Below are 19,138 nucleotides of genomic sequence, written 5' to 3'. Positions count from 1 at the left end.
GAAGACCATATCCATGGTCAACGCGCTCGACCGCCCCCTTGGCTTTCCTGCATACAACCTATATACGTTTAATATACGAATCGTATATGGAGATCCCGATGGGCATTGTGAACATAGATGATGATCTGCATGACCTGCTGCGCAGGGTGAGCAAGGTGTCGTATCGTTCGATCAATGCGCAGGCCACCTACTGGATCAAGGTCGGTATGCTGTGCGAGACCAATCCGACGCTCAGTTTCACCGAGATCATCAAGCGGGAGCTTGGTGACGCGGGCGTTTCGGCTCCATCACTGGCCGAAGCATGACGAAGCAGCCTCAGGAACTGGCGTTGCTGGCCGAATCCGGCCGGCTGCTGGCGTCCGTGTTCGGGCTGCTGGATCGAACCGTGCTCGCTGGCATATCGACACTTCAGGTCAATGAGATGGTCGAGCAGTTCATCGTCCGTGATCTTCAGGCCCGACCCGCGAGCAAGGGCCAATATGGCTATGGTTTTGTGTTGAATTCCTCGGTGAACGATGTGGTCTGCCACGGCGTTCCGTCGCAATCGAACGTGCTTCGGGACGGCGACATCGTCAATTTCGACATCACGCTCGAGAAGAACGGCTATATCGCGGATTCCAGCAAGACGTATCTCGTTGGCGCGGTCAATCCAGCCGCCAGGAGGCTGGTGCAGACCACCTACGAAGCCATGTGGATGGGCATCCGGGCGGTTCGCCCGGGCGCGCGGCTGGGAGACATCGGCTGGGCGATCGAACGGCATGCCAGGCGTAACGGCTATTCCGTGGTGCACGAATTCTGCGGTCACGGCATCGGCCGGGAGATGCATGAGGAGCCGCAGATCCTGCACTTCGGCAAGCCGGGAACCGGCCTCGCCCTGCGCGAGGGCATGGTCTTCACGATCGAGCCGATGCTCAATCGAGGCCGACGCAGTGTGAGAACCGAGGCTGACGGCTGGACTGTCGTGACGCGAGACGGCTCGCTGTCCGCGCAGTTCGAGCACACCGTTGCCGTCACGGCGTCCGGCGTGTCGGTGCTGACACTGCGGCCCGACGAACTGGCCTCGGCGCCGCGTCCTTGACCGCCGCTTGAGCCGAAAATGAACAGGTGGGATGCGACGACCACGACGGCTGATCGATGCGAGCCACGGCCTTCGCGATCGCCCCTGGCATGGGCCGGTCGCCTGCTCTCGCGGATCAGCCAGGCCCATGTCCCGCAACGGGTGGTCCGAACCAGGTGGTCAGCGCGTCAGCGAGTCCCAACTGGGTCGAGTCTCCCACCCAGGCCACGTATCCATCGGGCCTGATCAACACCGCGCCGGGGGCGGCGACCGGGCCAAGGACCGGAAGCTCCCACTTGCCGGCATATCTGGCGTCGATCTGCTGGACCCGATCCGCCCAAGGCGCGATGTCGAGGCCGCCAGGCTCACCGAGATTGAGCAGCACTGGCCGGGCACCCTGCAGCAGGGTGAAGACCCGCAGCGGGCCGTCGGCGGTGACAATGTCGAGGTCGGGCACGCGGCGTCCGAGCAGCGGATGCCCTGCGCCGAGATCGTAGTGAATGTCGAGACCCGCCATCATCGCGGCGAAATGCTTGCGCGGCTCCTCCATGCCCAGGAGCTCGGTCATCGTGTCGCGCAGGGCCTTCGTGCGGTCGTCCTCACGGCGAAGGGTGACCGAGGCCATCGTGTTGCGCAACACGCGGGCAGCGACCGGGTGGCGCTCGGCGTGGTAGGTGTCCAGCAGGCTTTCCGGGGACGTCCCCTTGACCACCTGGGCCAGCTTCCATCCCAGATTCATCGCATCCTGCACACCGGTCTGCAGGCCCTGGCCGCCGTCCGGGGGATGTACATGCGCGGCGTCGCCGGCGATCAGCACGCGCCCCTTGCGATAGGTCTCGGCCTGCCGGGTCGTATCGGTGAACCGGGAGATCCAGGTCGGAGAATGAATCCCATAGTCGGTCCCGTACACGGCGATGAGCGTCTCACTGACATCTCTCAGCGTGGGTTCGGTCGTGGCGCCGACATGCCGTTCGGTCACCAGGACGCCGACCGGCCCCTCATCCGCGTAAACCACCTTGCCGTCGCGGATCGTGTACTCCACCCTACCGAGAGCATGGATGCCGAGGGCGTCGCGGCGGATTCCCCATTCTGGCGGCTCCTCGGCCAGTTCGGCCTCGGCGATCAGATTGCTGATTGTCGGATCCGACCCCGGGAACGCGATGCCGGCGGCCTTGCGGATCAAGCTGCGTCCGCCGTCGCACCCGACGAGATAATTCGCCCGCAGCGATCGGCCATCGGACAGTTGGACATCGACGCCGGCATCGTCCTGCGCGAAGCCCGTCACCTCGGTGCCGCGATAAATGGGCACCGCCAGTTCGTCGACCCAACCGGCCAGGATGCGCTCGATGTGGTTCTGGCGCAGCCCGAGCCCGTAATCGTGCCGGGTGGGAAAGTCGCTGATGTCCAACTGGATTCCGGCGAACATCCCGACCTGAGCCTTCTGCCCCTCCGAGAGGAACCGGTCGGCGATCCCGCGCTGATCAAGGATCTCGATGGTGCGTGAGTGCAGGCCGCCCGCGCGCGAGCCGGCGAGCTCCTGGCTGGCGCGCCGCTCGACAATGGCAACGTCGACGCCCGCCAGCGCCAGTTCGCCCGCCAACATCAGCCCGGTGGGACCGCCGCCGGCGATAGTTACCGCATGGCCGGCCATTGCGGCGCGACGGCCGGTCATCGCGACACCCCTTTCGGCGCCGGCGGTACCCCGACACAAGGTCGAACCACTGTGCCGGATCCCGGCGGCGGCTGCACGAATTCCAGCAGCGGTTCGAGGTCTCCGCGCGATCCCGTCGGCAACAACAACAGCATTTGGTGACTCCCGTTTCCGTGGCCTCGCTTAGGCGGGCGGTTTTACGGCAGGAGCCGGGTCTTGAAGCAAGTCCCTTGTGCGCCATATGTATGAAGTGGAGAGGGGTGGTTACTGCCCTTTCCAGGTCGGTTGTGACCAGGAATCGTCTCGCGTGACGACAGCGCGACCCGCCGACGGGCTCTACTCCGCCGCTTCGGCATAATTCTCCGGAACATAATTCAGGATCGGCCCGAGCCAGCGCTCGACCTCGGCCAGCGGCATGTCCTTGCGAACGGCATAATCCTCGACCTGGTCGCGCTCGACCTTGGCGACGCCGAAATAATAGCTTTCGGGGTGCGCCAGATAGATGCCGGACACCGACGAGCCCGGCCACATCGCATAGCTTTCGGTCAGGCTGACGCCGGCATTGCGCTCGCCGTCGAGCAGCCGGAACAGCGTCTTCTTCTCGGTGTGGTCGGGCTGCGCGGGATAGCCGGGCGCCGGGCGGATGCCGCGATAGGGTTCGCCGATCAGTTCGTCGGGTGCCAGCTTTTCGTCGGCGGCATAACCCCAGAACTCTTTGCGCACCTTCTCGTGCATGCGCTCGGCAAAAGCCTCGGCGAAGCGGTCGGCCAGCGCCTTGACCATGATCGAGGAATAGTCGTCATTGGCGCGCTCGAAACGCTCTGATATCGCCACCTCCTCGATGCCGGCGGTGACGATGAAGCCACCGATATAGTCGGGCTTGCCGCTGTCGGCGGGCGCGACGAAATCCGACAGCGCGACGTTGGCTTTGCCGTCGCGCTTGGTCAGTTGCTGGCGCAGCGTGAAGAAGGTCGCCAGTTCCTGCGATCGCGCCTCGTCCGTGAACAGCCAGATGTCGTCGCCCACCGCGTTGGCCGGCCAGAAGCCGATGACGCCGCGCGGCGCGAACCACTTTTCCGCGATGATCTTGTTCAGCATCGCCTGCGCGTCCTCGAACAGCTGGCGCGCGGCCGGCCCCTGCGCCTCGTCCTCCAGGATTTTCGGATAGCGGCCCTTCAACTCCCAGGTCTGGAAGAACGGCGTCCAGTCTATGTAGCGGGAGAGCTCCGCGAGGTCCCAGTTGTCGAACACTTTTACGCCAGTGAAGGTCGGCTTCGGCGGCGCATAGGCCGACCAGTCGATCCTGTGCGCGTTGGCTCTCGCTTTGGCCAGCGGCAGCCGCTGCTTGTCGGCTTCCGAGCGGGCATGCGCGTCGGCCACCTTCTTGTACTCGGCCCGCACCCCGTCGACATACTCGGCATTGGCATCGTTGGACAGCAAAGCGGAGACCACGCCCACCGCCCGGCTGGCGTCGGCGACATAGACAGTCTGCCCCCTGGAGTAGCGCGGATGGATCTTCACCGCCGTGTGCACGCGGCTGGTCGTCGCGCCGCCGATCAGCAGCGGAATGTCGAACCCTTCGCGCTCCATCTCGGCGGCCATGTGCGCCATCTCGTCCAGCGACGGCGTGATCAGGCCGGACAGGCCGATAATATCGACTTGTTTGTCGCGAGCCGTTTGCAGGATTTTTGCCGCCGGTACCATGACGCCGAGGTCGATGATCTCGTAGTTGTTGCAGGCCAAAACGACGCCGACGATGTTCTTGCCGATGTCGTGGACATCGCCCTTCACCGTCGCCATCAGGATTTTGCCGGCCGTCTGGCGCTCGCCATTGTCGATGCCGTTGGCGGCATTTGCCAGCTTCTCGGCCTCCATGTGCGGCAGCAGTCCGGCCACAGCCTGCTTCATCACCCGCGCCGACTTCACCACTTGCGGCAGGAACATTTTTCCTGCGCCGAACAGGTCGCCGACGACATTCATGCCGGCCATCAGCGGGCCTTCGATGACATGCAGTGGCCGCTCGGCCGCCAGCCGCGCCTCCTCGGTGTCGGCGTCGATGAATTCGGTGATGCCGTTGACCAGCGCATGGGAAATCCGCTGCTCGACCGTCCATTCTCGCCAGGCGAGGTCACGCTCCCGCGCTTCCTTGCCCGCAGTGCCCTTGAAGCGCTCAGCGATCTCCAGCAGGCGTTCGGTGGCGGTGCCGCCGGCCCTGGGCACGCGGTTGAGCACGACATCCTCGCAGGCCTCGCGCAGCCCCGGTTCGATCGTGTCGTAGACGGCAAGCTGGCCGGCATTGACGATGCCCATGTCCATGCCGCGCTGGATGGCATGGTAGAGGAACACCGCGTGCATGGCCTCGCGCACCGGCTCGTTGCCGCGAAACGAGAAGGACAGGTTCGACACGCCGCCGGAAATATGGACATGCGGCAGCGTCGCGGTGATCTCGCCGGTGGCCTCGATGAAGTCGACGCCGTAATTGTCATGTTCCTCGATGCCGGTAGCGACCGCGAACACATTGGGGTCGAAGACGATATCCTCGGGCGGGAAGCCGGCCTGTTCGGTCAAGAGCTTGTAGGCGCGGGTGCAGATCTCGACCTTGCGCGCTCTGGTGTCGGCCTGGCCGGCCTCGTCGAAGGCCATGACCACCACGGCGGCGCCATAGGCGCGCACCAGCCTGGCGTGATGCAGGAACGCTTCCTCGCCTTCCTTCATCGAGATGGAATTGACCAGCGGCTTGCCCTGCACGCATTTCAGGCCGGCCTCGATGATCTCCCATTTCGAACTGTCGACCATCACCGGAACACGGGCGATGTCCGGCTCGGCGGCGATCAGATTGAGATACTCGACCATCGCCTTCTTCGAATCGATCAGCCCCTCGTCCATGTTGATGTCGATGATCTGGGCGCCGTTCGCCACCTGGTCGCGTGCCACGTCGAGCGCCGGCACATAGTCGCCCGCCGTGATCAGTTTTCGGAACTTGGCCGACCCGGTGACATTGGTCCGCTCGCCGACATTGACGAAGGGAATCTCGTCGGTCAGCGTGAACGGCTCCAGCCCGGAGAGCCGCATCTTGCGTTCGATCACGGGAATGGCGCGCGGCGGGTATTTCCTCACCGCCTCGGCGATGGCGCGAATATGATCCGGCGTCGAGCCGCAGCAGCCGCCGACGACATTGACCAGCCCTTCCCTGGCAAAATCCTCGATCTGCGCGGCCATGAACTCCGGGCTCTCGTCATACCTGCCGAATTCATTGGGCAGGCCGGCATTCGGATAGGCGCAGGTGAAGGTGTCGGCGGCACCGGAAATCTCGGCCAGATGCGCGCGCATGGCGTTGGCGCCGAGCGCGCAGTTGAGGCCGATGGTGAAGGGGCTGGCATGGCGCACCGAATGCCAGAAGGCGGTCGGCGTCTGGCCCGACAATGTGCGGCCGGAGAGATCGGTGATGGTGCCCGAAATCATCACCGGCAGGCGCACGCCCTTCTCGATGAAGATCTCGTTGCAGGCGAAGATCGCCGCCTTGGCGTTCAGCGTGTCGAAGATGGTTTCGATCAGGATGATGTCGGCGCCGCCATCGATCAACCCGCGCAATTGCTCGCCATAGGCGAGGCGCAGATCGTCAAAACTTACAGCGCGATAGCCGGGATTGTTGACATCCGGCGACATCGACGCGGTGCGGTTGGTTGGCCCCAGCGCGCCGGCGACGAACCGGCGCTTGCCGTCTTCCTGCTCAGCCCTTTTCGCGGCGCGCCGCACCAGTCGCGCGCCATCGCGGTTCAGCGCATAGACGGCGTCCTCCATGCCGTAATCGGCCTGGGCGATCGAAGTCGAGGAGAAGGTGTTGGTCTCGAGGATATCCGCGCCGGCAATGGCGTACTGATAGTGGATCTCCTCGATCGCCCCAGGCTGCGTCAGGATCAAGAGGTCGTTGTTGCCCTGCTGGTGGCAGGCGCAGCCGGCAAAGACCTCGCCGCGGAAATGATCCTCGTTAAAGCCGAGCCCCTGGATCTGCGTGCCCATGGCGCCGTCGAGGATGAGGATGCGTTCCCGTGCCGCCGCGGTCAGCGCCGCAAGCACCTCCGAACCGTCGGGCTTGGCCGCGACAGGGCCCAGGAGATCGTCCAGCGATGGCGAATTCTGCGACATTTTTTATCCTTGGGGCGACAGCTTAACCCAAGTCACATAAAGACATCTTTATGTCAACATACGCCTTCAAGCGTTGTTTGTCACGCCGCTTTCCAAGGCGTTGGTTGTCGTCCGCTCAATCGGCCTTCTCCGGCCTGGTGACCCGCAGCATCCAGCGGCGTCCGTCGCTGGAGAATTCGGTGACGCCCAGCGGCTCGATATCGATCCTGCGGCAGGCGGAAAGCGGCGCGCCGAGGACATGGACTATTGCCGCGCGGATGACGCTGGCATGCGTCACCGCGATCGTATGGCCATGCTCCGCCATCAGCCCGTCCATGAAGGCCGAAACCCGGCGCGACACATCGGCCAGCGATTCGCCGTCATGCGGGGCAGCATCGGGGTCGCCAAGCCAGGCCGCGATGCCCTCAGGGTCGTCCCCGTGAACCTCTTCAAGACTCTTGCCTGCCCAACGTCCATGGTCCTGATCCATCAGAAGAGGCTCGACGGAAGCCTGCAGCGCCATCGCCTCGGCGGTCTGCCGGGCTCGCAGCATCGGGCTCGTCAGCACCCGGTTAGCACGGCGCAATCCCGCCCCAACCGCCGCCGCCAGCCCATGCGCGCGCGGCTCCAGCGCCTCGTCGAGCGCGAACGCCCCCTTGCGCGTCGCCAGCGTTGCCCCGCTGCGGATCATGGTGAGGCGTACGAGCATGAGACTGCCTATTTCATTCACCGAGCGCAGGATTCCGCAGGTACGCCCGGACCTCTAGTTTCGTTGACATACTATATTCCCGGCGCCCCACCGTCGCACTTCGGGCAACGGCGATGATGGAAGTCCGAGCCATTGGCACCATAGACGTGTCCGCAGGCTTCCCGTTCACACTGGACGGCCCAGATATACTGAAGATGGTCCGTGCCCTTGAATTCAGTTTTGCGCAGCAAGCGCTGGTTATTCCGGTTCAGGTCGCCTTCGTCTGCCACGCCAATGCTCCGTGCTTTGCGTCAAGCATATAAGAATCGTGCCGGATCCGAGTAGCGCGCGTCTAATTTCAAACTGGCATACCGCCACCACCCACAATTCGTTGACGGCTATCGATCCGGTGGATATGGTCTTCAACGATACGGGTTTGGAAGCCGGTGTAAATCCGGCACGGTCGCGCCACTGTGATCGGCAATGTTGTTGCTGAAAGTCAGGCCTTCTCCCGTAGCTGAAGTTTGAGGAACGGGACGCAGCATCCCAGGAGAGGTCCATATGTCCAACGCTACTTTCGCACCCGCCTACGGTCCGGTTGCTATCCCTGTAAAAGAACTTTTGCCGTGGGCGATCTTCGGCGGTCTTCTCCTGATGCTGGCGATCTATTTCATCGGCGCGGAGCAAGGCGCGACCTCGCTGATCTCCGGCATGGGTGTGCACGAGTTCGTGCATGACGGCCGCCACCTGCTTGGCTTCCCCTGTCACTGATGCATTCCGCCCGGAAGCGCGCCGCGCTTCGGGCAATTGACATAGTGCTTTAGGCCGCGCGTCCTTCAGGGACGCGTTACGGTCTTGCAATGCAATGAACATGCAACAAACGCATGATCCCTGCCCAACCGGCAGCGCATCATGCCGTGGGGACAACGGTCATGGTTGGAAATCTTCTTCTTCGCGGGATGCTGGTCGGCATCTTCGCCGGCATTCTCGCATTCGGCTTCGCCAGGATCTACGGCGAGCCGCAGGTCGACCGCGCCATCGCCTTCGAGGAGGCCAACGCCCAGGCCGCAGGCGAAGCGCCTGAACCCGAAATCGTCAGCCGCTCGACACAGGCCGGCCTTGGCCTGTTGACCGGCGTGCTGGTCTATGGCGCGGCGGTCGGCGGGCTGTTCTCGCTGGTGTTTGCCTATACCTATGGCCGCGTCAGCAATTTCGGTCCGCGCGGCACCGCCGCCCTCCTGGCGCTGGCCGGCTTCGTCGCCATCGTCCTGGTGCCCTACATCAAATATCCGGCCAATCCGCCCTCGGTCGGCAACGGCGATACGATCGGCGCGCGCACGGAACTGTACTTCGTCATGCTGATGGTTTCCATCGCGGCGCTGATCGCCGCCGTGGCGCTGGCGCGGCGGCTGTGGGCGCAGTATGGCGCCTGGAACGCGACGATCATCGCCGGTGCGGCGTTCATCATCTTCATCGCCCTCGTCCAGTACGCGCTGCCGCCCATCAACGAAGTGCCTGAAAAGTTCTCGGCTGACCTGCTCTGGCGCTTCCGCGTCGCCTCGCTCGGCATCCACGTCGTGCTGTGGACGACCCTCGGCCTCGTCTTCGGCGCCCTGGTCGAACGCAGCTATGGCGGCCAGCTTAGCCGTCCGGTCTCCAAACGGCCGGCCATGCGCTAATGCATGTCGCCCAAAAGTGGCTCCGGTTTTGGGAGAACGACATGCACAAAAACAAAAAACTAAAGCGCGTCGCGCTTTAGCAATGCTTCGGCGCATTAACCGTTCAATGCGCCTTGCGGCGGCGTCCCTCGTGGGCGCCGTTCTGCTTTTCGCTTTTGCCGCTCCCGCCGCCGCCCATGGCGGCAGCGTCGGCGGACCGACCAGCGGCATTGCGATACCCAGCCTCACCCACGGCCAGATGGCTGTCATCCATGACTATCGCGGCAGGATCCTCGACCTTGCCGCGCGCCAGCAACGGACCGACCTGACGTTCCGGCGGCTGATGAACTACGGCAACATCCAGTACAGCTACTGCCTGTGGGGCCTGGTGCCCGGCAGCCTGCGCGACGAGGAAAGCCCCTTCAACGAATGCAGCCATGCCTATCTGTCGGCGGCGCAGGCGCTGCTGGTCTACATGCGGGAGATGGGTGACCAGAAGCAGGCCGTCGACGCACTGATCTCCGACATCGACGCCGACATGGTCCGCAACCAGGCATCGTTCGTGATGTGCCGGTTCAGCGGCGAAGCCTTCAACACCGCGAACGTGATCTCGCCCGGCTGGAGCGGCATTTTCTTCCACGTTCCCAGCCTGGTCACTTTCGCCATGCTGGCGCTGCTGCTCACGGCGGGCGTGCTGGCGCTTGCGGGTCCAAAGGCCCGGCGCCGCGATGATGCCAGCGGCGTCAATCCGGTCTAGTAGTTGCAAGCGGAGCCCGACCCGGGCTTGCCTGCAATTCCCCGGCCGGCGTGAGGTTGCTCACGACGGCGCCGGAGATCACGCCGCGCAGTTCGATTGGCCTTGCGTCCACGCCCGTGCGCGCCGCGATATAGTCCATGGCCTTGTCGCAATACCAGTCGGCGAAGGCCAGGACATAGGCTTCGTCGGGCAGGCTGTAGGGCCCGGGTACATACCCCACCGAGTTCACGCCACGCTGATTGACCTCCACCAGGTCCCGGTCCTGGAGATTGGTGACGTTCCACAAGGCGGTGAGATGCTCGACGTCGTAGTCGACGCCCTCGACCGCGTCCTTGTGGACGAGCCATTTGCAGGTCACCACCGTCTCTCCCGCCGCGGTCGGCATGGCGCTGAAATAGACCGTGGTATCGGCGGTCGAATGGCAGAAACTGTGCGGCTCGATGGCCCAGCGCAGCGAGCCGATGTCGCCGGCGCCCTCGACCATCAGCTTCCGGCAGGCAAGCGCGCCGTCGATGGTGAGCCCGACATGCCCCTTGTTGAGCGGAAAGCGCTCGACCTGCCACCATGGACCGGCGAAGGGGCCTATGCCGAGCCCGGCTTCTTCGACCCGGGCGGCGAAGGCCGCATAGTGCGAATCCGGCGCGAGCGCGAAATGCCCATCGGCGCTGACCCCGATGGGGAAGGTCAGGCACAGTTCGGGATGGCCGACCCCGCAATGGTAGCACTCCCGCGCATTCTCCATCACAAGCTTCCAGTTGCCGCGCTCGACCAGCGTGTTCTGGAAGGCGATCTTGGCCTCCTCCAGCCTGTGCGGGGCAAGCAACGGCTCGAGATCGGCGCGGAAGCGCGCGAAGGAAGGCGGCGTCTCGGCGAGACAGACGAACAGCGCGCCGGCCACATTCTCAAGATGCACTGGCCGCAGCCCGTGCTCGGCCCGATCGAAGGTTTCCGGCATGCGGGCATGGACCAGCCTGCCGTCGAGATCATAGACCCACTGGTGATAGGGACAGGTGAGGCGCGCCCGTCCGCCCGACCCGTCGGCGCAAACCTGCGCACCGCGGTGACGGCAGGAATTGTGGAAGGCGCGATAGACGCCCTCGCCGTCGCGCGTGATCACCACCGGGGAGCCGCCAATGGTGACGGCGAGATAGCCTCGCGGCCGCGGGATTTCGCAGGTGAATCCCGCCAGGATCCACGACTGGCCGAAAATGGCGTCGAGATCGAACTTGAACGCCTCGGGACTGTTATAGAGTTCCTGCGGCAGCGTATGACCGGGCCGTCGCTGGTTGACGAGGTCGCGGATTCTCTCCAGATCGAGCATGGCTATTTTCCCCTTTGGGTCACCTTCGCATCCAGGCTGGAACTGTTCAAATTGCGTTTTTAGATAGCCCTATCGAATGCGGGCAAACAGCGAGGCGGAGACGGATAATGGGTAACAAGGGAAGCAAGGGTTCGGCGCTTCCTCCCGCCGATGCGGCCGGCACCTTGGCTGCCGCCGAGTGCACTGGTGATCCGAAAAGCGGCCGGGTCTGGTTGCCGCTGAACGCGCTGCGCGCGTTCGAGGCGGTTGGCGCACGGCTGAGCTTCACCGGCGCGGCCGCGGCGCTGCATATTTCGCAGAGTGCGCTCAGCCGGCATGTCGGGCGGCTAGAGGACTATCTCGGCTGCCGGCTGCTGGAACGACGTGCGCAAGGCATGTCGCTGACCGCGGCCGGCGCTGCCCTGCTGCCGGTGGTGACGGGCTCCTTCGACCGCATGGAAGAAACGCTGAAAATGCTGCGGCGCGAGCCCGGACCTAGCGGCCGCATCCTCAAGGTTCACATGCCGCCGACCTTCCTGCATGTCGCGGGGCTGTCCCTGATCGCCGAGTTCCGCCGCGCCTTTCCCGACGTGCCGATCGACATATCGAGCAGCAACGGCATCGGGCTGCCGGCAGGACGCAGCGTGGACATCGCGGTCGTTTTCGACCGTCCTCACGTTGGCGACGCCATCCGTGACCCGCTCTGGATGATCAACCAGACGCCGGCCTGCGCGCCCCAGATTGCCGCGCGGGCGCAGGGGCTCGGGCTCTATGATTTCCTGCGCACCAACGAACTGCTGCACGTCAAGCTGGAGGGTGAGCCCTTCGACGTCTTCTGGTCGATCCACGCTCGCCATTGCGGCATCGATCTCGGCGCCACGCGTGGCCTTGCCTTCGAAACCGAGGCGCTTGCCGTGCAACATGCCATCGCCGGCGGCGGGGTCACGCTGGTCGATCCCGACATGTTCGCCGCCGAGCTTGCCGACGGCCGCCTTGTCACGCCCTTCCCTGAGACGACCAGCCCCACCGGCTTCGGCTACTATCTTACCGTCCATCCCGACGACATGGTCGATCCCGCTGTCGCGCTGTTCCGGTCCTGGGTCGTGCGCCACTATGCGACGGTGGACGCCGAGTACGACGCCCCCGGCGATTGAACATCCTGTCTATCGATAGACGGACGCGCTTCCGCGAAGGGCACCGGGAGTTCTTGAGGGGCCGAGCCAGCGCTCGACCTCCTCTTACTGGCGATGTCGTCCATGAGACCCTGTCTGCCGCTGGCCGGTTGCTGGCTGCCAGCCAACGTGCCGCGACCCTATGTTGGATCGCATCCTGGCCCCCCGGGAAACAATCCAGAAACAAGATTCAATATTCGAGAAAAACTGGCGAAAGAATCCGCTGTCATAACCCTATCCGTGGGCGCCGGAGATACCGGTTGCCGCGAAAGCAGACGGGGCGATGGCTGACAATGCAACGATCGTATGGATGGATGGGTGCTCTGCTTGGCATGTCGTTCGCCATGCTTGCTGTCGGACAGCCCGCGCAGGCGGCCATCACCCGGAGCGAACATTGCGACAGGCTCAGTCTTCAACTCGACGAGGCCCTCGAAACCAAAGCCAACGCGACGCAGGCCGCGCAGGCAACGGCGCTTCAGCGGCGCGCATCCCAGTTTTGTGCCGACCATAAGCAGGCACAAGGCATCCGGACCCTCGCCAACGCCCTGAAGCTTCTTGGAGTGACACCGGACGACCAAGGCCAGTGAAGCTCTCAATCATCATTTGAAACAAGGAATGATCACAGTGAACAAGTCCATCCTCTCCGCCCTCGGCCTGGCCCTCGCCCTTGCCTTCTCGATGCCGGTCGTCGACGCCAACGCCCAGACGACCACCACCGCTCCGGCCACGACCGCCCCGGCCGCGACCACGACGACCACCACCCCGGCTGCTGCAACGCAGGCGCCCGCCAAGGCTCCCGCCCACAAGCGGGTCCGCAAGCACCACCGCCACCATGTGCGCAAGCATCACCGTCATCACCACCACAACAGGCATCACGTCAAGAAGCACCACAACCACAAGCACCACGTCCGCAAGCATCATCACCGCAAGCACCACGTCCGCAAGGCAACCAAGGCCTGATCACTCTCCCTCTATCGCCTGAGCTTTACTGAAGACCCGTTCCCGGTTTTCGGGTTGGAACTCAGGCATCCCTGACCTCCTCCCGCGAAAGGCCGCCTTGCGAAAGCAAGCGCGGCTTTTCGTGTTTGACGGATTGGCGCGGGCGGCGGCTATTTTTCACCCAGATACTGGAAGACGGCCTGCTTCCACCAATCGCTTTCGACGGTCTGCAGCAGGGCGACGTCGAGAGGCTTGCGCAAAGGGCTGCCGAGCGGCACCGCCATGGCATATTGCTGCTGGTCGAACGTCGCGTCGAGAACCTGCAAATTGCTCGCATAGTTCTGCCGCACCAGCCAGCCCAGCAGCGGCTTGTCGTGGACCAGCGCATCGATCTTGCCGGCACGGAGCGCCGCGAGGCCATCCTGGACGGAGGCAAAACCCTGGTGGTTGATATGCGTCGAATCCAGATAGGCCACGGTCGAGGAATTCTCGACATTGCCGACCCTGACCATGCCGAGATCGCTTTCGCCCTGCACCAGCCCTTCCATCTGCGTCACCGTCAGCACCGAGGTGACGCCGGCGGTGAACACGGCAATGGCGATGATCGATCCCATCATCCAGAGCGCGGCCAGCACACGGCCCGGCACGGTGCGCGGGCCGAAATCGCCGGTGCTGGCTTGCGTCGCCGCAACGGTCGACCACCACATGCTGGAGAACAGCCCCTTGGCGGCGCCGCCACCGAAATCCTCGTTGTGGCGACGCTCGAACAGCCAGATCAGCACGCCGACGACGACCGAAATCACGATCAGCGCCAGCACCGCCTGGAGGAAGCCGAAGGACGTCAATGCACGCACCACCGGCCGCCATGTCGGCTGGTTGTTGAGCGGCGTCGCAATGCCAAGGCCCGTGCTGAAGAAGGGTTGCGTGAAATCGACCGTCTTTTCGCGATCGGCCGTCACTGTGATCGCCGCCGTGGCGACATCGAACTTGCCGCTGGCAACGCCGTCGATCTGCTCCCGCACCGTCGGCACTTCGACATAGTGGTAGCGCAGATCGAGCCGGCCGGCGATCTTCTGCCAGAGATCGATGCTGAGCCCCGACCAGCTTCCGTCCTGCAGCTTGAAGGCGAAGGGCGGCGCTTCCTTGATGCCGACCGCTATCTCCTTCGACAGGAGATCCGGGGCAGGCTGGGACTGGGCAAGAGCAGCAGTGCTCGCCCAGAAGCCGACGAAGGCGGCAACAATGAGCGCCGCCGTCCACGAAACCACACTCCTCACGGCACGAAACTCCTCGATTGCCGCGAGATCATCGCGGCGCGGCGCGAAAGGTAGCCAGCATAGCTCTGTTCGTCCACCGGCGATGTCGGCGCGGAACGTTTCCACGCCGCCGACGGGAATCTCATTGGTGAGTGCTGAGCGGGAGTAGTAAAGCGCCTTCCCTTCTCCCTTGTGGGAGAAGGTGGCCTAGCGAAGCGAGGTCGGATGAGGGGTGTTCCAGAAAACACCAATGCCTCATTCCTTCCAGCACCCCTCAACCGTCTCGGCGCTGCGCGCCGATCCACCTTCTCCCACAACAAGGGGAGAAGGAGAGGCGCTCAGCCCATCGGCAATGCCGATAGCACCATCGGTTTCTTCCGTTTCCACGCGGCGCCGCCAGCTGCCAATTCCCTATCCATCGAAACAAAGGCAGAGCGGATATGAGCATCTCCAACACGAAAATCCTGGTTGTCGGCGGCGGTTCCGGCATGGGCCTGGCACTGGCAAGGCGCTGTCTCGAAACCGGTGCGCGGGTCGTCATCGCCGGACGCGGCGAGGACAAGCTGCGGCAGGCGCGCGAGACGCTGGGCAATCCCGCCAGCCTGGACATGGCCATCGTCGACATCACGCGGGAAGACCAGATCGCCGCCCTGTTCCAGCAACTCGGCGGCCTCGACCATATCGTCAGCACGGCGGCCGACATCGAGGGCGCCTATCAATTGTTGCCGGCGCTGGAGCTGAAGGCGGCGCAAAGGGTGGTGGAGAGCAAGCTCTACGGGCCGCTGCTGCTGGCCAAGCATGGCGCACCGAAGCTTGCGGGGACCGGCTCGATGACCTTCGTCTCCGGCATCGCCGCCTACCGGCCCGCCGCGCGCGGCTCCGTTGTTGCCGCCGTCAATGCGGCACTTGAAGGGTTGGTGCGCGCGCTGGCGGTCGAACTGGCGCCGATCCGCGTCAACGCGGTGTCGCCGGGCTGGGTCGACACCTCGATCTGGGCGCAGGTGGCCGGTGACAGGAAGGACGCGACTTTGGCCGATATGGCCGAGCGGTTGCCAGTCGGACGGATCGGTCAGCCCGATGACATCGCCGACGCCATCGCCTTCCTGATGGGCAACGGTTTCACCACCGGAACGACGCTGCATGTCGAGGGTGGCCACCGTCTGGTGTAGCCGGCCAATTGCCGTCAGGAATTGTTTGGAAACAAGGCCTTGGAATGATCCGCCGATTCAAGTCCTGAACCCGTCTCGCCGCGCGAGGTCGCCGGCGCCAGCGTGTCACCGGCGGCGGCGAGCAATTGTCGCAGCGCTGGCGGCTGGACGCGCCGACGCCGCCAGATCATCGTCAGCGGTGCCGTCTGCATCGGGCCGGGCCATGGCATTTCGATGAGCTCGCCGCGTGCCAGCGCGTCGCTGACGGCAAGGCGTGGAACCAGGCCCAAGCCAGCGCCGGCGGCCACCAGCCGCGCAATCGCGCCGATGCTGCCGACCTCCGCGGCAAGCCTTGGCGCTTCGACACCCGCCTCGGCAAAGGCGGTGTCGAACAAGTGCCGGTAGATGCATCCGGGCTCCGTCGCCACGAATGGCCGCGCGGCAAGCGCGGCCAGATCGCATGGCGCGGTGCCCTGCCCGGCAGAAGCGACCAGCACCAGTGGTTCGGCCGCGATGGTGCGCCGTGCCAGGCGCTCGTCGGAGGCGCCATTCGTGACATCGCGGCGGCCAAAGCAGAAGGCGACGTCGATGTCGCCATCTTCCAACTGGCGCAGCAGCGTGCCGCTGTCGGCCACCTTCATCCGCACGGTGACGCCGGGATGGCCGGCCTGGAACCCAGGCAGCCATGGCGCGAGCCTGGCCGAGGCGATCGTTTCCAGCGCGCCGATGGCCAGCGCTCCGCTGGTATGCCCGGTTGTTGCATGCACGGCGGCCCGCGCCTCGTCCGCCAGCATCAGCATCTCTTCGGCGTAAGGCTTCAGGGCCTGGCCCGCCGGTGTCAGCTCCAGGCCCACCTTCGAGCGCGTGAACAGAGCAGCACCCAGCTCGGCCTCCAGCGACTGGATCTGGTCGCTGACGCTCGATTGCGCGAGGTGAACCGCCTCCGCGGCGCGCGTGATGTTACGGCTTCGCGCTACCGCGAGAAATGTCTTGAGCAGTCTCGGATGCATGCCCTGCCGCTTGCCGCCTACTGCAGATGCGGCTTGCGCAGGAAACTCGCCCGGTCAGCCGACTTGACGCGCAGCCAGGTTTCGCGGCCGTCGCGCACCACGCGCATCGGGATTTCGGCGCCGGCCGGGCCGCTGTCCCACAGCTTGCGATAGAAATCGGCAAGGCCGTCGACTTCGCCGTCGCGCACATCCGAGATGACGTCGCCCTGGCGCAGGCCGGCCTTGGCGGCGGGGCCGCCTTCGGTGACGCTCATCACCACCACCTTGCCGTCGCTTTCGGCCGAAAGCGCGCCGAGCCACGGGCGCGGCGGCCGGGCGACCTGGCCGCGCGTCAGGAGATCGTCGAGGATGGGCGGCAGGAGGTTGATGGGCACCACCATGTTGATATCGGCGACATCGCCATTGCGGCTCATCTGCAGGCGCAGCGAGCCGATGCCGAGCAGCTTGCCATCCTCCCCGAACAGCGCGGCACCACCCCATGACGGATGCGCCGGCGCGATGAAGATCGCCTCGTCCAGCAGATATTCCCAATAGCCGGCGAATTCCTGCTTGGTGACGATGCGGGACTGCACGGACTGGCCGACACCGTCCGTCAGCACCACCGCGTCGCCGACCTTGGCCTTGGCGGCGTCGCCGAGGGTCACCGCCGGCAGGCCGAGCGGCGCCAGCGCCTGCACCAGGCCGAACCCTGACTCCTGGTCGTAGGCCAGCGCATGCGCCGGCACCACGCGCCCGCTATGGTCGGTCAGCCAGACCTCCTCGGCCTCGGTGATGAGATAACCGATGGTCAGCACCAGCCCGTTGTCGCGGATGACCACGCCGCTGCCTTCCCGACGCGTGCCCAGCGCACTGGCCGTGAAGGCGTCATCGGGAACGGTGGCGCGCACGGCAACGACGGAGCGCAGATGGGGGTTGATGGTCATGCTTCTGTCCTGGGCGGGCTTTGCTGTCATGTTCTATAGGTATGCCACGCGCGGCAAGGCGCAAGGGGTTGTGGGAATGCCAATTGTCGATGTCGGCGCTGCCCCTCATCGCCCTGCCGGGCACTTCTCCCCGTATAGTGACGGGGAGAAGGGATCTGGCCGCAACGCTGGCAACTTGTTTGCAACGTTGGAGATTGGCGAAATCATCTGCACAGCGTCTTTCTCCCCGTTCTACGGGGAGAAATGTCCGGCAGGACAATGAGGGGCGGCGCCCACATTGACAATAGTTCAACGTAAGTTGAACTTCCCCCTTTGCAGCCCGCCCTGTCCTACCTACCTGTAGCCAACCCTGGCCCATCAACCCCGAAATCATCCTTCGTCCACCCAAACACGAGGCCTTCCGAGATGACCGAATACACGCCCCCGAAAGTCTGGACCTGGAAACAGGGCAATGGCGGCACTTTTGCCAACATCAACCGGCCGATCGCCGGCTCCACGCATGACAAGGAACTGCCGGTCGGCGAGCACCCGCTACAGCTTTATTCGCTGGCAACGCCCAATGGCGTCAAGGTGACGATCATGCTGGAGGAGTTGCTGGCCCGCGGCCACAAGGGCGCCGAATATGATGCCTGGCTGATCAAGATCGGCGATGGCGACCAGTTCGGCAGCGGCTTCGTCGAGGTCAATCCCAACTCCAAGATCCCCGCCTTGATGGATCGCAGTGGCAAGACACCGGTCCGCATCTTCGAATCCGGCTCGATCCTGGTCTACCTGGCGGAAAAGTTCGGCGAATTCCTGCCGACCGAGCAGCCGGCGCGCGCGGAGGTGCTGTCCTGGCTGTTCTGGCAGATGGGCTCGGCGCCTTATCTTGGCGGCGGCTTCGGCCATTTCTACGCTTATGCGCCGGAAAAGTTCGAATACGCCATCGACCGTTTTTCGATGGAAACCAAGCGGCAGCTGGACGTGCTCGACCGACGGCTGGCCGAGAACGAGTATCTGGGCGGCAGCGACTACACCATCGCCGACATGGCCGTTTGGCCCTGGTATGGCGGGCTGGCGCTAGGCCGCATGTATAATGACTCGGCCGAATTCCTTTCCGTGCACGAATACGAGCATGTGCAGCGCTGGGCCAAGGCGATCGACGAGCGGCCGGCGGTGAAGCGCGGCCGCATGGTCAACCGCGCTTTCGGCGAACCCGCCATGCAGTTGCACGAGCGCCACGACGCCGGCGATTTCGACACGAAGACGCAGGACAAGCTGGCGGCCGAGTAAGCCGAGCCGGACAGGGCCTCCGCGCCCTGGCGCAGCTACACTGCGGCGATCCCGCGCCCTTCCCGATCAAAAACGGAAGCCCGCCACCTCACGGTGACGGGCCCCGGTTCCTCGACAGGACCTGTGAGACCAGACGCACCAAGCAGGCTGGCCACAGCAACAATCGCGTCAGCGGCCAAATG

Annotated in this window: 17 protein-coding genes and 1 riboswitch; of the genes, 10 read left to right on the top strand and 7 right to left on the bottom strand. The window is 64.4% G+C overall.

The window, feature by feature from the left end:
* Window positions 1-98 precede the first annotated feature (98 nt).
* Window positions 99-305: a ParD-like family protein gene (locus ABVQ20_RS00990; RefSeq protein WP_354457639.1), complete on the top strand. Its 207-nt coding sequence runs from the start codon at window positions 99-101 to the stop codon at window positions 303-305.
* The gene (gene map, locus ABVQ20_RS00985) at window positions 302-1,078 is read left to right on the top strand and encodes a type I methionyl aminopeptidase (RefSeq protein ID WP_354457638.1); all 777 of its coding nucleotides are present in this window, start codon (window positions 302-304) and stop codon (window positions 1,076-1,078) included. The genes ABVQ20_RS00990 and map overlap by 4 nt, the downstream gene beginning before the upstream one ends.
* Window positions 1,079-1,193: 115 nt before the next feature.
* On the opposite strand, the gene ABVQ20_RS00980 is transcribed toward map, so the two are convergent.
* The 3 genes from ABVQ20_RS00980 to ABVQ20_RS00970 all read right to left on the bottom strand — a co-directional run bounded on the left by ABVQ20_RS00980 (window position 1,194) and on the right by ABVQ20_RS00970 (window position 7,542).
* Window positions 1,194-2,708 (bottom strand): FAD-dependent monooxygenase, encoded by a 1,515-nt coding sequence (locus ABVQ20_RS00980; protein ID WP_354462077.1) that lies wholly within the window; start codon window positions 2,706-2,708, stop codon window positions 1,194-1,196.
* Window positions 2,709-3,044: 336 nt separating this feature from the next.
* A complete protein-coding gene (metH, locus tag ABVQ20_RS00975; RefSeq protein ID WP_354457637.1) occupies window positions 3,045-6,854 on the bottom strand; it encodes a methionine synthase in 3,810 nt (1,269 codons plus the stop codon).
* Window positions 6,855-6,969: 115 nt separating this feature from the next.
* Window positions 6,970-7,542 (bottom strand): histidine phosphatase family protein, encoded by a 573-nt coding sequence (locus ABVQ20_RS00970; RefSeq protein ID WP_354457636.1) that lies wholly within the window; start codon window positions 7,540-7,542, stop codon window positions 6,970-6,972.
* Between the two features lie 408 nt (window positions 7,543-7,950).
* Window positions 7,951-8,037: riboswitch (adenosylcobalamin (AdoCbl) riboswitch) on the top strand.
* A 45-nt stretch (window positions 8,038-8,082) separates the two neighbouring features.
* On the opposite strand from ABVQ20_RS00970, the gene ABVQ20_RS00965 reads away from it, so the two are divergent.
* From ABVQ20_RS00965 to ABVQ20_RS00955, 3 genes are all read left to right on the top strand, one after another.
* Window positions 8,083-8,292, top strand: a complete 210-nt coding sequence (locus tag ABVQ20_RS00965) for a CbtB domain-containing protein (protein ID WP_354457635.1) — start codon at window positions 8,083-8,085, stop codon at window positions 8,290-8,292.
* Between the two features lie 161 nt (window positions 8,293-8,453).
* Window positions 8,454-9,200, top strand: a complete 747-nt coding sequence (locus ABVQ20_RS00960) for a CbtA family protein (protein WP_354457634.1) — start codon at window positions 8,454-8,456, stop codon at window positions 9,198-9,200.
* 130 nt (window positions 9,201-9,330) lie between these two features.
* Window positions 9,331-9,936, top strand: coding sequence for a hypothetical protein (locus ABVQ20_RS00955; RefSeq protein WP_354457633.1), 606 nt, complete (start codon window positions 9,331-9,333; stop codon window positions 9,934-9,936).
* On the opposite strand, the gene ABVQ20_RS00950 is transcribed toward ABVQ20_RS00955, so the two are convergent.
* Entirely contained in the window at window positions 9,923-11,257 is a 1,335-nt protein-coding gene (locus ABVQ20_RS00950) for an aromatic ring-hydroxylating oxygenase subunit alpha (RefSeq protein WP_354457632.1), read from the bottom strand. The genes ABVQ20_RS00955 and ABVQ20_RS00950 overlap by 14 nt on opposite strands.
* 107 nt (window positions 11,258-11,364) lie before the next feature.
* Here ABVQ20_RS00950 and ABVQ20_RS00945 point away from each other — a divergent pair, with 107 nt between their 5' ends.
* The 3 genes from ABVQ20_RS00945 to ABVQ20_RS00935 all read left to right on the top strand — a co-directional run bounded on the left by ABVQ20_RS00945 (window position 11,365) and on the right by ABVQ20_RS00935 (window position 13,368).
* A complete protein-coding gene (locus ABVQ20_RS00945) occupies window positions 11,365-12,390 on the top strand; it encodes a LysR family transcriptional regulator (protein ID WP_354457631.1) in 1,026 nt (341 codons plus the stop codon).
* A 332-nt stretch (window positions 12,391-12,722) separates the two neighbouring features.
* On the top strand, window positions 12,723-12,995 hold the full coding sequence (locus ABVQ20_RS00940; RefSeq protein ID WP_354457630.1) for a hypothetical protein: 273 nt from the start codon (window positions 12,723-12,725) through the stop codon (window positions 12,993-12,995).
* A gap of 37 nt (window positions 12,996-13,032) precedes the next feature.
* Window positions 13,033-13,368: a hypothetical protein gene (locus ABVQ20_RS00935; RefSeq protein ID WP_354457629.1), complete on the top strand. Its 336-nt coding sequence runs from the start codon at window positions 13,033-13,035 to the stop codon at window positions 13,366-13,368.
* Window positions 13,369-13,517: 149 nt separating this feature from the next.
* On the opposite strand, the gene ABVQ20_RS00930 is transcribed toward ABVQ20_RS00935, so the two are convergent.
* Window positions 13,518-14,624, bottom strand: coding sequence for a transporter substrate-binding domain-containing protein (locus ABVQ20_RS00930; RefSeq protein WP_354457628.1), 1,107 nt, complete (start codon window positions 14,622-14,624; stop codon window positions 13,518-13,520).
* A 419-nt stretch (window positions 14,625-15,043) separates the two neighbouring features.
* On the opposite strand from ABVQ20_RS00930, the gene ABVQ20_RS00925 reads away from it, so the two are divergent.
* Window positions 15,044-15,772, top strand: coding sequence for an SDR family oxidoreductase (locus tag ABVQ20_RS00925; protein ID WP_354457627.1), 729 nt, complete (start codon window positions 15,044-15,046; stop codon window positions 15,770-15,772).
* A gap of 14 nt (window positions 15,773-15,786) precedes the next feature.
* Here the strand turns inward: ABVQ20_RS00925 and ABVQ20_RS00920 are convergent, their stop codons facing one another.
* Both ABVQ20_RS00920 and ABVQ20_RS00915 read right to left on the bottom strand, forming a co-directional pair.
* Window positions 15,787-16,761, bottom strand: coding sequence for a LysR family transcriptional regulator (locus tag ABVQ20_RS00920; RefSeq protein ID WP_354457626.1), 975 nt, complete (start codon window positions 16,759-16,761; stop codon window positions 15,787-15,789).
* Window positions 16,762-16,778: 17 nt separating this feature from the next.
* On the bottom strand, window positions 16,779-17,684 hold the full coding sequence (locus tag ABVQ20_RS00915; RefSeq protein ID WP_354457625.1) for a S1C family serine protease: 906 nt from the start codon (window positions 17,682-17,684) through the stop codon (window positions 16,779-16,781).
* Window positions 17,685-18,089: 405 nt separating this feature from the next.
* Here ABVQ20_RS00915 and yghU point away from each other — a divergent pair, with 405 nt between their 5' ends.
* Window positions 18,090-18,956 (top strand): glutathione-dependent disulfide-bond oxidoreductase, encoded by an 867-nt coding sequence (gene yghU, locus ABVQ20_RS00910; protein ID WP_354457624.1) that lies wholly within the window; start codon window positions 18,090-18,092, stop codon window positions 18,954-18,956.
* Window positions 18,957-19,138 lie beyond the last annotated feature (182 nt).

Origin of the sequence: Mesorhizobium shangrilense (assembly GCF_040537815.1) — a bacterium.
Taxonomy (GTDB): Bacteria; Pseudomonadota; Alphaproteobacteria; order Rhizobiales; family Rhizobiaceae; genus Mesorhizobium; species Mesorhizobium shangrilense.
This window is presented reverse-complemented; position numbering and strand designations above follow the sequence as displayed.

What these genes read in the sequence shown, in the direction of transcription:
- ABVQ20_RS00945 (WP_354457631.1), top strand. Translation starts at nt 11,365, where the DNA reads ATGGGTAACAAGGGAAGCAAGGGTTCGGCGCTTCCTCCCGCCGATGCG.
- metH (WP_354457637.1), bottom strand. Translation starts at nt 6,854, where the DNA reads ATGTCGCAGAATTCGCCATCGCTGGACGATCTCCTGGGCCCTGTCGCG.
- yghU (WP_354457624.1), top strand. Translation starts at nt 18,090, where the DNA reads ATGACCGAATACACGCCCCCGAAAGTCTGGACCTGGAAACAGGGCAAT.
- ABVQ20_RS00960 (WP_354457634.1), top strand. Translation starts at nt 8,454, where the DNA reads ATGGTTGGAAATCTTCTTCTTCGCGGGATGCTGGTCGGCATCTTCGCC.
- ABVQ20_RS00950 (WP_354457632.1), bottom strand. Translation starts at nt 11,257, where the DNA reads ATGCTCGATCTGGAGAGAATCCGCGACCTCGTCAACCAGCGACGGCCC.
- ABVQ20_RS00965 (WP_354457635.1), top strand. Translation starts at nt 8,083, where the DNA reads ATGTCCAACGCTACTTTCGCACCCGCCTACGGTCCGGTTGCTATCCCT.
- ABVQ20_RS00915 (WP_354457625.1), bottom strand. Translation starts at nt 17,684, where the DNA reads ATGACCATCAACCCCCATCTGCGCTCCGTCGTTGCCGTGCGCGCCACC.
- ABVQ20_RS00925 (WP_354457627.1), top strand. Translation starts at nt 15,044, where the DNA reads ATGAGCATCTCCAACACGAAAATCCTGGTTGTCGGCGGCGGTTCCGGC.
- ABVQ20_RS00920 (WP_354457626.1), bottom strand. Translation starts at nt 16,761, where the DNA reads ATGCATCCGAGACTGCTCAAGACATTTCTCGCGGTAGCGCGAAGCCGT.
- ABVQ20_RS00940 (WP_354457630.1), top strand. Translation starts at nt 12,723, where the DNA reads ATGGGTGCTCTGCTTGGCATGTCGTTCGCCATGCTTGCTGTCGGACAG.
- map (WP_354457638.1), top strand. Translation starts at nt 302, where the DNA reads ATGACGAAGCAGCCTCAGGAACTGGCGTTGCTGGCCGAATCCGGCCGG.
- ABVQ20_RS00990 (WP_354457639.1), top strand. Translation starts at nt 99, where the DNA reads ATGGGCATTGTGAACATAGATGATGATCTGCATGACCTGCTGCGCAGG.
- ABVQ20_RS00980 (WP_354462077.1), bottom strand. Translation starts at nt 2,708, where the DNA reads ATGGCCGGCCATGCGGTAACTATCGCCGGCGGCGGTCCCACCGGGCTG.
- ABVQ20_RS00970 (WP_354457636.1), bottom strand. Translation starts at nt 7,542, where the DNA reads ATGCTCGTACGCCTCACCATGATCCGCAGCGGGGCAACGCTGGCGACG.